Source organism: Azospirillum sp. UFLA03-27, from assembly GCF_059803775.1.
The window spans coordinates 1-12,083 of sequence record NZ_JAUQTX010000206.1; the positions used below are offsets into that span (position 1 = coordinate 1).

13 protein-coding genes and 1 pseudogene are annotated in these 12,083 nt (G+C 69.1%); 9 read left to right on the top strand and 5 right to left on the bottom strand.

The window, feature by feature from the left end:
* Positions 1–184: 184 nt before the first annotated feature.
* Complete coding sequence (locus Q4I23_RS24430; protein ID WP_454019098.1) at positions 185–763, bottom strand: LOG family protein; 579 nt, start codon at positions 761–763, stop codon at positions 185–187.
* 47 nt (positions 764–810) lie between these two features.
* Positions 811–1,671: a pyridoxal kinase PdxY gene (gene pdxY, locus Q4I23_RS24435; protein WP_498527935.1), complete on the bottom strand. Its 861-nt coding sequence runs from the start codon at positions 1,669–1,671 to the stop codon at positions 811–813.
* 156 nt (positions 1,672–1,827) lie between these two features.
* Between pdxY and Q4I23_RS24440 the strand changes: the two genes are divergently transcribed.
* On the top strand, positions 1,828–2,709 hold the full coding sequence (locus Q4I23_RS24440; protein WP_498527936.1) for an HpcH/HpaI aldolase/citrate lyase family protein: 882 nt from the start codon (positions 1,828–1,830) through the stop codon (positions 2,707–2,709).
* Positions 2,710–2,739: 30 nt separating this feature from the next.
* Here Q4I23_RS24440 and Q4I23_RS24445 read toward each other — a convergent pair whose 3' ends face one another.
* Positions 2,740–3,258, bottom strand: coding sequence for a hypothetical protein (locus Q4I23_RS24445; RefSeq protein WP_454019095.1), 519 nt, complete (start codon positions 3,256–3,258; stop codon positions 2,740–2,742).
* 199 nt (positions 3,259–3,457) lie between these two features.
* Between Q4I23_RS24445 and Q4I23_RS24450 the strand changes: the two genes are divergently transcribed.
* Positions 3,458–3,778, top strand: a complete 321-nt coding sequence (locus Q4I23_RS24450) for a con-10 family general stress protein (protein WP_079285003.1) — start codon at positions 3,458–3,460, stop codon at positions 3,776–3,778.
* A gap of 105 nt (positions 3,779–3,883) precedes the next feature.
* On the opposite strand, the gene leuB is transcribed toward Q4I23_RS24450, so the two are convergent.
* On the bottom strand, positions 3,884–4,999 hold the full coding sequence (gene leuB / locus Q4I23_RS24455) for a 3-isopropylmalate dehydrogenase (RefSeq protein WP_145622841.1): 1,116 nt from the start codon (positions 4,997–4,999) through the stop codon (positions 3,884–3,886).
* Positions 5,000–5,138: 139 nt separating this feature from the next.
* Positions 5,139–5,750: a 3-isopropylmalate dehydratase small subunit gene (gene leuD, locus Q4I23_RS24460; protein ID WP_145677319.1), complete on the bottom strand. Its 612-nt coding sequence runs from the start codon at positions 5,748–5,750 to the stop codon at positions 5,139–5,141.
* A 261-nt stretch (positions 5,751–6,011) separates the two neighbouring features.
* On the opposite strand from leuD, the gene Q4I23_RS24465 reads away from it, so the two are divergent.
* From Q4I23_RS24465 to Q4I23_RS24495, 7 genes and pseudogenes are all read left to right on the top strand, one after another.
* Positions 6,012–7,640: a hypothetical protein gene (locus Q4I23_RS24465; protein ID WP_498527937.1), complete on the top strand. Its 1,629-nt coding sequence runs from the start codon at positions 6,012–6,014 to the stop codon at positions 7,638–7,640.
* 55 nt (positions 7,641–7,695) lie between these two features.
* Positions 7,696–8,748, top strand: coding sequence for a glycosyltransferase family 2 protein (locus tag Q4I23_RS24470; RefSeq protein ID WP_498527938.1), 1,053 nt, complete (start codon positions 7,696–7,698; stop codon positions 8,746–8,748).
* Positions 8,749–8,750: 2 nt separating this feature from the next.
* Positions 8,751–9,185: a GtrA family protein gene (locus tag Q4I23_RS24475; protein ID WP_454019092.1), complete on the top strand. Its 435-nt coding sequence runs from the start codon at positions 8,751–8,753 to the stop codon at positions 9,183–9,185.
* A gap of 152 nt (positions 9,186–9,337) precedes the next feature.
* The gene (locus Q4I23_RS24480; RefSeq protein WP_454019091.1) at positions 9,338–9,652 is read left to right on the top strand and encodes a hypothetical protein; all 315 of its coding nucleotides are present in this window, start codon (positions 9,338–9,340) and stop codon (positions 9,650–9,652) included.
* Positions 9,653–9,727: 75 nt separating this feature from the next.
* Complete coding sequence (gene dapF, locus Q4I23_RS24485) at positions 9,728–10,564, top strand: diaminopimelate epimerase (RefSeq protein ID WP_498527939.1); 837 nt, start codon at positions 9,728–9,730, stop codon at positions 10,562–10,564.
* Positions 10,565–10,609: 45 nt separating this feature from the next.
* Entirely contained in the window at positions 10,610–11,869 is a 1,260-nt protein-coding gene (gene mtaB / locus Q4I23_RS24490) for a tRNA (N(6)-L-threonylcarbamoyladenosine(37)-C(2))-methylthiotransferase MtaB (RefSeq protein ID WP_454019089.1), read from the top strand.
* A gap of 16 nt (positions 11,870–11,885) precedes the next feature.
* A pseudogene (locus Q4I23_RS24495) lies at positions 11,886–12,083 on the top strand (signal recognition particle-docking protein FtsY); the annotation flags it as partial.

Genomic DNA, 12,083 nt, shown 5'->3' on the forward strand with positions numbered 1-12,083 from the left:
GCGTATAATCGTCGGCAGCGTCAGATGTGTATAAGAGACAGCCCAGGCGGCGGCCATCGTCCGGCCCGCGGGCCGGAGCGGAGCGGTCGCCGAGGTGGATTTCGGCACCCAGTTCAAGCGCGACTGGAACGCCCTGATGAAGAAGCTGCTTGAGCCGTAAGGCCCAAGCCAAGTCAGGTGCGGGTCAGGTGCGGGCCTCGTCCAGCCACTTCCGCACCGCCGGCGCCTCATAGGCGGCGAAGGCGTCCAGGATGCCCGGCGCGGTGTCGCGGACGATCAGCATGTCGCGGTGCTTGGGCTGCATGAAGCGCTCCCCCGCCACATGGTCGAGGAATCCGGCCAGCCCGTCGTAGAAACCGGAGGCGTTGAGCAGGCCGCAAGGCTTGTCGTGGCGGCCGAGTTGCGCCCAGGTCCACACCTCGAACAGCTCCTCCAGCGTGCCGATGCCGCCGGGCAGCGCGATGAAGCCGTCCGACAGCTCGGCCATCAGGGCCTTGCGTTCGTGCATGGTGGCGACGATCCGCAACTCCTGAAGACCCTGGTGACCGACCTCCTTGTCCATCAGGAATTGCGGGATGATGCCGGTGACCGTGCCGCCCGCCGCCAGGACCGAGTCGGCGATCCGCCCCATCAGGCCGGTCCGCCCGCCGCCGTAGACGAGGCCGATGCCACGCTCCGCCATGTGGCGGCCGAGCTGCTCCGCGGCCTCGCCATAGGCCGGGTTGGTGCCGGGGTTGGACCCGGCATAGACGCAAATCCGCATGTCGTTCCTCTGTTCGCGCCGTCCGTGGGCGCGTGATCGTAAGGGGCTTACCGGACGCGGGTGGCCGTGAAGCGCTGGCCAGGGTTCACGAACTCGTCCTGCGCCGCGATCAGTTGCAGCTCTCGCGTGCCCATCCGGCGGGTGGTCTGGAAGATGGCGTAGATCGCCGCCGCCGCCTGCTCCAGCGCCTCGGCCGGGTCGAAGGCCTTCAGGTAATGGGCCAGGAACAGGGCGGCCACCGCGTCGCCCGACCCGTTGGGCGGCGGGTCCAGCGGCAGGCGCGGGGTGGAGACCAGCCACGCGCCGTCCCGGTCGTCGGCCAGCATCTCGATGTGGCCGGGATCGGCGTCCTTGCGGGTCAGGCTCGTCACCAGGACCAGCCGCGGCCCGCGCTCCCGCAAGGCGGCGGTGGCGGCCAGCGCGTCGTCCAGCGTCTCCACCGTACGGCCGGTCAGATACTCCAGCTCGAACTGGTTGGGCGTCATCAGGTCGGCGGCGGGGACGGCGTGGTCGCGGATGAAGTCCGGCAGGCCGGGGCGCACGAAGAAGCCGCGCCCGACGTCGCCCATCACCGGGTCGCAGGCGTAGACGGCGCGCGGGTTGGCGGCCTTCAGCCGGGCCGCCGTCTCGACGATCACCTGTCCCAGCCCGACGTCACCCATGTAGCCGGAGAGCAGGGCGTCGCAGGTGGGCAGGACGCCGCGCGCGGCGACGCCGTCCATCAGGTCGGCCACATGCTCCGCCGTGAAGACCTGTCCGGTCCATTCGCCGTAGCCGGTGTGGTTGGAGAACTGCACCGTGTTCACCGCGATGGCATCGCAACCCAGCCGTTGCAGCGGGAACACCGCGGCCCGGTTGCCGACATAGCCGTAAGCGACGTGGGACTGGATCGAAATGACGGTCTTCATGGGCGGACGATCCGAAAGGTTGGGCGCGCATCCTAAACCGTCCGCACCACACGCTGGAGATGTTTCCATGCAGACCAGCCCTACGCACCGCATGGACAGCCCGCGCTCCTGCGGCTAATCCTGCGGCAACGACACAAGACCGCTTGAGGGAATGCCATGGCCGCCACCGCCCGCCCGCGCCGCAGCGTGCTCTACATGCCCGGCTCCAACGCCCGCGCCCTGGAGAAGGGGCGCAGTCTGCCCGCCGACGGGCTGATCCTCGACCTGGAGGACGCCGTCGCCCCCGACGCCAAGGCGGAGGCCCGCGCCACCATCAGGGCGTCCATCGCCGCGGGCGGCTATGGCGGGCGGGAACTGGTGGTCCGCACCAACGGGCTGAACACGCCCTGGGGCTACGACGACCTCGTGATGGCGGCCGCCAGTGGCGCCGACGCGGTGCTGCTGCCGAAGGTGGAGAGCCCCGACATGGTCCGGCAGGCCGAGGCGGTGCTGCGCGCCAACGGCTCGCCCGACGGGCAGACCATCTGGTGCATGATGGAGACGCCGCTGGGCATGCTCAACGCGAAGGAGATCGCCGGGGCCAGCCCGAAGCTGGGCGGGCTGGTGATGGGCACCTCCGACCTCGCCAAGGATCTGCACGCGGCGCACACGCGTGACCGGCTGCCGATGCTGACCAGCCTGGGCCTTTGCCTGCTGGCGGCGCGGGCTTACGGCCTCGCTATCCTCGATGGGGTGCATCTCGACCTGAACGACGATGCGGGCTTCGCCGAGTCCTGCACCCAGGGGCGGGAGCTTGGCTTCGACGGCAAGACGCTGATCCACCCCAAGACCATCGCTGCCTGCAACGCCGCCTTCGCCCCCGGCGCGGAGGAAGTCACCCAGGCCCACCGCATCATCCAGGCCCACGCTGAGGCCGTCGCCCAGGGCAAGGGGGTGGTGCTGGTGGATGGGCGGCTGGTGGAGAATCTGCACGTCGAGAACGCCCGGCGCCTCGTCGCTCTGGCCGAGGCGATCCGGGCGCTGGAGGCGGCGGGCTGACGCCCACCGCCTCTCTCATGAACTGAGCGCTCAGGAATCGCGGCGCGCCTGGGCGTCCTTGACGAACTGCGACACCCGCCCGATCTCGCGCGGGTCGGTTTCGACCGTCCGGCGCCCGCTGGGGATCGGGCGCATGCCCTTGCGGGGGGTGCGTCCGGGGGACGGATGCTGGGGCTCCGCGTCCTTCCTGCGCTTAAGGGCGTCCTGAAGGTTGGCCTGGATGATCTCCCGCCGCCGCTCGGCCCGGAACCGCTCCAGCCGCCCGTTCACCCGCTTCAGCGCCCGCGCGTAGACCTGTTTCTTGGCGGACAGGCCGCGCTCGCTGGCGTCGGCCGATTGCTGGCCGGTGCCGCTGGCCTTGCCCCGCCGCCCGCGGCGGCGCGAGGCGATGATGTCGCGCGCCCGGTCGCGCTCCCCACGCAGCCAGCGGGCGAGCGTCAGGGTCTCATCGGGCGGCAAGCCCTCCAGCTCCGGGTAATGGCTCCTGCGGACCTGCTCGAATTCCTTTTCGGACAACAGCCGCCGTTCGGCCGTGAATTCGACTCCCATCGTTGAACCTCCCTGCTTCGTGGTCCCGCTTCGGCTTACCCCCGTCCGCTCAACCGATCGGGCGGCGAAGCGTTCCCGGATGCAGTCCGATGGATCCTGCTGCCACTTAGGGGTGCCGAAGGAATCGGAATCACGACCTCCCCGGAACCAAGTCGCCCCCCATCGGTTTTCCGACATGTGGCAGAGGTGGAGGTTGAAGATGGCCTCGAAAGACAACGGCCAAGACGAAGTCCAATCCGGGAGCGGTCGCACATCGAACCGCGGCTTCGCGTCGATGGACCGTGACCGGCAACGCCAGATCGCCAGCAAGGGCGGGGAAAGCGTGCCAGCCGACAAGCGCAGCTTCTCCAAGAACCCGGAACTCGCCGCGGAGGCGGGGCGGAAGGGGGGCCGGAGCGTACCGGCGTCCTCCCGCAGCTTCTCCAAAAACCCGTCCCTGGCCGCCGAAGCCGGGCGGAAGGGCGGGCAGGCGAGTCATGGCGGACGCGGGGCCGCCCTGCGTCCGGGCGAAGGCGACTGACGGTACCAACGAAAAAGCCCCTCTCCGAAACCGGAGAGGGGCTTTCTTTTCATCGTCCGCCGGTCCGCGTCCTCCGGCCCGTCGGGCCGGGGCCGCCGCAACCGGTCAGGAGGCCAGCTTGTCCAGCTCGCGCAGGATCGAGTCGCCCATGACGGTCGTGGAGCAGCGGGCCATGCCCGGCGCCATGATGTCCGCCGTGCGCATGCCGCCCGACAGCACGTTCTGCACGGCCTTCTCCAGCATCTTCGCCTCCTCGTCCATGTTGAACGAGTAGCGCAGGCACATGGCGAAGGACAGCAGAGTCGCGCAGGGGTTGGCGAGGTCGCGGCCGGCGATGTCCGGGGCGGAGCCGTGCACCGGCTCGTAGAGCGCCTTGCGCTGGCCGTTGGCGTCCGGGGCGCCGAGCGAGGCCGACGGCAGCATGCCGAGCGAGCCGGTCATCATCGCCGCTTCGTCCGACAGGATGTCGCCGAACAGGTTGTCGGTGACGATCACGTCGAACTGCTTCGGGTTCTTCAGCAGCTGCATGGCGCCGTTGTCGGCGTACATGTGCTCCAGCGTGACGTCGGAGAATTCCTCCTGATGGAGCTTCGTGACTTCCTGGCGCCACAGGAGGCCCGATTCCATCACGTTGGCCTTCTCCATCGAGTGGAGCTTGTTGCCGCGCTTGCGCGCCAGCTCGAAGGCGACGCGGGCGACGCGGCGGATCTCGCTGGTCGTGTAGACCTGGGTGTTGACGCCGCGGCGCTCGCCGTTGCCGATGTCGGTGATGCCGCGCGGCTCACCGAAATAGACGCCGCCGGTCAGCTCGCGGACGATCAGGATGTCCAGGCCCCTGATGACGTCGGCCTTCAGGGTCGAGGCGTCGACCAGGGCGTCGAACACCACCGCCGGGCGCAGGTTGGCGAACAGGTTCAGCTCCTTGCGGAGCGTCAGCAGGCCGGCTTCCGGACGCTTGGTGTAGTCGGTGGGGTTGTCCCACTTCGGGCCGCCGACGGCGCCCAGCATCACCGCGTCCGCCGCCAGCGCGTCGGCCAGCGTCTCATCCTTCAGGGGAACGCCGTAGGCATCGATCGCCGCACCGCCGACCAGCCCCTCGGTGACGTCGAAGGTGACGTTGCGCTTGCGGTCGAGCCAGTCGATGACCCGGCGCACCTGGCGCATGACCTCCGGACCGATCCCGTCGCCGGGCAAAAACAGAAGCTTCTTGTTGGCGGGCATGGCGCACGCACTCCCCATTGGAGACTTTATCAGTGTTGTCTAATCCGCGGACCGACAGGCCGGAAGTTGGGTCCACCCCCGCCGGTCCGCAAGGCCGTCATGGCCTGATGCCATTGGGCCGGTATCGGTTTGGCTTGGTTCAGCCCCAGAGCCAGGGCTGGCCGCCGCGCTGCTTGCCTTCATACTGGTCGATGAAGGCGGCCTGCTGCATGGTCAGACCGATGTCGTCCAGCCCGTTCAGCAGGCAATGCTTGCGGAAGGGATCGACCTCGAAGCTGATCTTGCCGCCGTCCGGACCGGTGATCTCCTGTTTCTCCAGATCCACCGAAACGATGGCGTTCGACCCGCGCGACGCGTCGTCGAGCAGCAGGTCCACCTGTTCCTTCGGCAGCTTGATCGGCAGGATGCCGTTCTTGAAGCAGTTGTTGAAGAAGATGTCCGCGAAGCTCGGCGCGATGATGCAGCGGATGCCGAAATCGGCCAGCGCCCACGGCGCATGCTCACGCGAGGAGCCGCAGCCGAAATTGTCACCCGACACGAGGATCTTGGCGCTGCGGTAGGCCGGCTTGTTGAGGACGAATTCCGCGACCTCGGCGCCTTCGGGGGTGTAGCGCATCTCGTCGAAAAGATGCTTGCCCAGCCCGGTCCGCTTGATGGTCTTCAGGAATTGCTTGGGAATGATCATGTCGGTGTCGACATTGATCATCGGCAGCGGCGCCGCAACACCGGTGAGAACCGTAAACTTTTCCATCGCCAGAATCCTGTCGCGCAAAAGAGGCGCAAGCGTGTGCATGCGGAGTTCGGTGAATAGCAGACCCGTCCCGCCATTGCCAGAGGAAGCTTGCCGCAAAAGCCGCTCGCGGCGCGCGATTCCGCATCCCGGAACACAGCCGGACGCAACGAAATTGCTCCCGAATTCCCTCCGCCGCCATCGACCCGGCATCCCGTCCTTGCTGCGGGGCGCTCCCTCGCCTACCAAGAGGCGGACGTTTCCCTGGGTTCCGCGATCTCCATGACCTTGCTCCCCGCCGCCCGCCGCCCGCGCACCGCGGCGCTCGCCTTCCTGCTGCTGGCCCCGCCGCTTTACGGCCTGCTCGGGCTGGCGCTCGGCATGGACGCCAATTGGGACCTGCGGAACTACCATTGGTACAACGCCTACGCCCTGCTGACCGGGCGGCTGGGCATGGACATGCTGCCGGCGCAGATGCCCAGCTTCTACAACCCCCTGCTGGACGTGCCCTTCTATCTGCTCGCCAGCCATCTTCCGGCGCGCGCGGCGGGCTTCGTCTGGGGGACGCTGCACGGGCTGAACCTGGCGCTGGCCTTCCTGCTGGCCCACGCCACGCTGCGCGTCGGCAGCGCGGGGCAGCGGGTGACCCTGGCCGCCCTGCTGGCGGTCATGGCCGGTTTCGGGGGCGGGACGCTGGGGCTGCTCGGCACCACCTTTCACGACAACATGGTCAGCCTGGGCGTGCTCGGCGCGCTGGTCGTGGTGGCGGGATCGCTGCCTCGGCTGATCGACGGGCCGGCACCCGGCGCCTTCGCGCGAGCAGCGGCGGCGGGGTTGCTGGCCGGGGCGGCGATGGGGATGAAGAACCCCACGGTGATCTATGCGGTCGGTCTCTGCCTCGCCTTCCTGGCGCTGCCCGCGCGGCCCTGGCGGCGGCTGTGGCTGGCCTTCTTCTTCGGCGTCGGTGTGCTGGGCGGGCTGGCGCTGTGCGGCGGCTTCTGGATGGCCCACTTGTGGGTGGAGTACGGGAACCCCGTCTTCCCCCACATGAACCAGATCTTCAAATCGCCCTTCGCCGCGCTGTCCGGCTACGTCAACGTCGGCTTCTTCCCGGACTCGCGGCTGGAGCGCCTGTTCTTCCCGCTGGTCTTCCCCTTCGCACCGCTGAAGGTCGGCGAGGTCCCCTTCTTCGACCTGCGCGTCCTGGTGCTGTTCCTTTTCGTGCCCGTCGCCGCGGCGCTGGCGCTGCTCGGACGGCTGTTCCGCCGCCCCTCTGCGGGATTGACCGAAACAGCCGCCACCCGCTACCTGCTCACCGCCCTGGCGGTGACCTACGCGCTGTGGGTGGGGATGTTCTGCATCTACCGCTATCTGGTGCCGCTGGAGATGCTGGCCCCGCTGGCCATCGTCATGGCGGCGGGCCTGTTGCCGGTGCCCCGCCGGGCGGCGCTCGCCCTGGCGGCGGCGCTCCTGCTGCTGGTCCAGGCCACCGCCCGGCCCGCCGACTGGGGCCGCCTGCCGTGGAGCGAGCGCTGGGTGGAGGCCGCCGTGCCGCCCATCGAGGACCCGGACGACACGATGGTGCTGATGGCCGGCTACTGGGCGATTTCCCATGTCGTCCCGGCCTTCCCGCCGCGCATCCCCTTCGTGCGCATCCAGTCCAACTTCCTCCAGCCGGACTCGGTCGGCAACGGCTACCTCGCCCTGATGCAGGACAAGGTGGGGGCGCACCGCGGGCGCTTCCTGATGCTCAGCACCATCCCCGACACGCCCGGTGCCGCGAAGGCCGCCGCCCTGCTGGGGCTGCGAGTGGCGCAGGACAACTGCCGCGTCATCCCCAACAACCTGGGCGAGCTGCTGAACCTCTGCGCCGTGCAACGAATGGCGGACCTTGAAAGGTCAGTGGATTAAATCAGGCGATTGTGCTGTTTAACCTTACACCGGCACCGTTTCGAAGCGCATCGCCATGACCGTCTCCACCATTGATCGACCGGCCGACCATCAATCCGACCGGGCCGCAGCGTCCGTCGCTCCAGCCATGGACCCGGACCCGGACACGGCGCCCGCAATGACTCCCGTGGTGGCGGTTCTGATCCCCTGCTACAATGAGGAGGCGGCCATCGCCGCCGTCGTGCAGGATTTCCGCAAGGCGCTGCCCGACGCGACGGTCTACGTCTACGACAACAACTCATCCGACCGCACGGTGGAGGTGGCGAAGGCCGCCGGCGCCGTGGTCCGGCACGAGCCGTTGCAGGGCAAGGGCAACGTCATGCGCCGGATGTTCTCCGACATCGAGGCGGACGTCTATGTGCTGGTGGACGGCGACGACACCTACCACGCGCCGTCCGCCCCGCTGATGGTCAAGCGGCTGTGGGACGACCAGCTCGACATGGTCAACGGCGCCCGCGTCACCGAGATCGTCAAGGCCTACCGGCCCGGCCACCGCTTCGGCAACAAGCTGCTGACTGGCATGGTCGCGCTGATCTTCGGCAACCGCATCCAGGACATGCTGTCGGGCTACCGCGTCTTCTCGCGGCGCTTCATCAAGTCCTTCCCGGCGCTGGCCAGCGGCTTCGAGACGGAGACGGAGCTGACCGTCCACGCGCTGGAGCTGAACATGCCCATCGCCGAGCTCAAGGCGCCCTACAAGGACCGCCCGCCGGGCTCGCACAGCAAGCTGAACACCATCCGCGACGGCGTCCGCATCCTGCGCACCATCGTCAATCTGGTGAAGGAGGAGCGCCCCCTGCCCTTCTTCTTCGCCATCTTCGCGGCGCTTGCCGCGGCGTCGGTGATCCTCGCCTGGCCGGTGGTGGCGACCTATCTGCAGACCGGGCTGGTGCCGCGCCTGCCCACCGCCGTTCTGTCCACCGGGCTGATGCTGTTGGGCTTCCTCAGCCTGACCTGCGGATTGATCCTCGACACGGTCACGCTGGGCCGCCGCGAGGCCAAGCGCATGCGCTACCTGTCCATCCCCGCGCCGGGCGTCCATCCGGTCCGCAAGGCCGCCGGGTCCTGACCATGGGCGATCTCTTCGGACCCCTGTCCGACAGCCGGCTCGGCCGGCTGGCCGTGCAGTTCGGCAAGTTCGGCCTCGTCGGCGTGGTCGGTCTGGTGGTCGACACGGCGGTGGTCTACGCGCTGGTGTTCGGTGCCGGGCTGGAATTCTTCGCCGCCCGCATCCCCGCTTATCTGGCCGCCGCCACCACGACCTTCGCGCTGAACCGCGCCTTTACCTTCCGCGGGGCGGCCGATGCGCCGCTCTACCGGCAATGGGCGACCTTCCTGGCCGCCAACGCCTTCGGCGGGGCGGTGAATTACGGCGTCTCGGTCGGGCTGGAGGCCGCCCTGCCGTTGGCCGAGGCCCACCCGGTGCTGGCCGTCGCCGCCGGTTCGCTGTCCGGCATGGCGCTGAACTTCGCCGCCTCCAAGCATCTGGTCTTCAAGGGCGCCTGACCTTCGGGCTGCCAAGGGCAACCTCCCCTTCCGGATATCTCCCGAAGCCTCATTGTGCGCCGCCGCGGACACCCGAAGTCCATGGAATGGGGCGCATCCAACGGGAATGGCCCCGACACCGACCTGCCTTGGCAAGGAGCCGGGAGGAAGCCATGAACAACAGCGACGTGCTGTGGGCCTGGGTGGCTGGGGTCACCGTGTCCATAGCCTTGCTGGTCGGGCTGTCCCGCGCGGACGGTCCGCCAACCCACGCTGTGGAGGGGCATTTCACGCTGCCCGACATGGCGATGGGCGCCGCGGGCTGGGATTACGGGGCGTGGGAGCGGACCGGCGGAACGCCGCCGCGGCCCGAGTCGGAGGACACCCTCGCCCGGATGCTCGACCTGCTGGAGGGCATCCCCCCGGCATCGGGCGCCACCCTGCCCGACGGGGACACCGCCGACATCGGCGGGGCCGAAACCCAGTGACCCCGTGAACTGTTTGCCACGACCACCCCGTGCAGCCATGGACTCCGCAGGCCCGGTCGCCATATAACGGCGGTCATGACGCGCGAATTCCTGAAGATGCACGGGCTCGGCAACGACTTTGTCGTGATCGACGCCCGCGAAACGCCGTACTCGCCGGCCGAGGCCGAGGTGCGTGCCATCGCCGACCGCAAGACCGGGGTGGGCTGCGACCAGTTCATCGTGATCGAGCCGGCGAAAACGGACGGCACGGCGGGCTTCATGCGCATCCGCAACGCCGACGGCGGCGAGGTGTCGGCCTGCGGCAACGCCTCGCGCTGCGTCGGCTGGCTGCTGATGGAGGAGGCGGGGGCGGAGCGCGTCGCCTTCGAAACCAACGCCGGCATCCTGCAGGCCAGCCGCGCCGACAACGGGCGCATCACCGTGGACATGGGTCAGGCCAATCTGGACTGGACGCAGATCCCGCTGGCGGAACCGGCCGACACGCTGCGCCTCGACGCGGTGTCGCACGGCGGCTTCGCCGGTCCCACCGCGGTCAGCATGGGCAACCCGCACGCCGTCTTCTTCGTGGACGACGCCGAGGCGGTGCCGCTGGCCGAGGTCGGCCCGGTGTTCGAGAACCACCCGGCCTTCCCCGAGCGCACCAACGTCGAATTCGTCCAGGTGCTGTCCCCCACCGCCGTCCGCATGCGGGTGTGGGAGCGCGGGGCCGGCATCACCCAGGCCTGCGGGACCGGCGCCTGCGCCACCGCGGTCGCCGCGATCCGCCGCGGGCTGACCAACCGCAAGGTCGACGTGATCCTGGACGGCGGCACCCTCACCATCGAATGGCGTGAGGACGGCCGCGTCCTGATGACCGGCCCGGTCGCCCTCAGCTACACCGGGCGGCTGTCTCCGGATCTGGTCGCCGTCTGAGCGGTCTCCATTGAAGCGTAGAGCCGCCCGTTAGGCTGAAAGAGCATGAGCGACACTGTGACCAACGAGCCGGAGATCGTCACCTTCGGCTGCCGCCTGAACACCTACGAATCCGAGGTGATGCGCACCCACGCCCGCAACGCGGGGCTGGAGGACGTCGTCATCGTCAACACCTGCGCGGTGACCTCGGAAGCGGAACGGCAGGCCCGCCAGACCATCCGCAAGCTGCGCCGCGAGCGGCCGAACGCCCGCATCGTGGTGACCGGCTGCGCCGCCCAGATCGACCCGCAGCGCTACGGCGCCATGCCGGAGGTCGATCAGGTCCTGGGCAACCAGGAGAAGCTCCAGCCGGAAAGCTGGGGCCTGGCCCCGGCGGAGAAGGTGCTGGTCAACGACATCATGTCGGTCAAGGAAACCGCCGGGCACCTGATCGGCGGCTTCGAGGACCGGGCGCGCGCCTTCGTCCAGGTCCAGCAGGGCTGCGACCACCGCTGCACCTTCTGCATCATCCCCTATGGCCGCGGCCCGTCGCGCTCCGTTCCCATCGGCGCGGTGGTGGAGCAGGTGCAGGCGCTGGTGAAGGCCGGCTACAACGAGGTCGTGCTGTCCGGCGTGGACATCACCAGCTTCGGCCCCGACCTGCCGGGCACGCCGACGCTGGGGCAGATGGTGCGCCGCCTGCTGGCGCTGGTGCCGGAGCTGCCGCGGCTGCGCCTGTCCTCGCTCGACTGCATCGAGATCGACGACGACCTGTGGCGCCTGATCGAGACGGAGCCGCGGCTGATGCCGCACCTCCACCTCTCGCTCCAGGCCGGCGACGACATGATCCTCAAGCGCATGAAGCGCCGCCACAGCCGCGCCGACGCCATCGCCTTCTGCGAGCGCGTGCGCTCCCTGCGCCCCGACATGGTGTTCGGCGCCGACTTCATCGCCGGCTTCCCCACGGAAACCGACGAGATGTTCGAGAACACGCTGCGGCTGGTCGAGGAGTGCGGCCTGACCTGGCTGCACGTCTTCCCCTACAGCCCGCGCCCCGGCACCCCGGCCGCCCGCATGCCGCAGGTCGACGGCGGCCTCCGCAAGGAGCGCGCGGCCCGTCTGCGCGCGCTCGGCGCCGAGGCGGAGGCCCGCACGCTGGCCTCGCTGGTCGGGCGCGAGGTGTCGGTGCTGGTCGAGAAGGACGATCTCGGCCGCACCCAGCATTTCGCCGAAATCCGCCTGGGCACGCCCCGGCCCCCCGGCTCCGTCCTGCGCGCCACGGTCACCGGCGTGGCCGGCGGCGCGCTGACCGGCACCCCCCTTTGAGAACAGTGGACACGCCATGATCCTGCGTTGGTTCGGCCGCAAGAAGCCCGAAGAGCAAGCCCGCAAGGACGAGACGACCGCCCCGCTCCCGGAGCCGGTTGTCCAGGAGCCGATTGTCCAGGAGCCGCCTGTTCCGGAACCGCTCGCCGAGGAGCCGCCCCCGGTACCCGAGGTCTGTCTCTTATACACATCTCCGAGCCCACGAGACTATAAC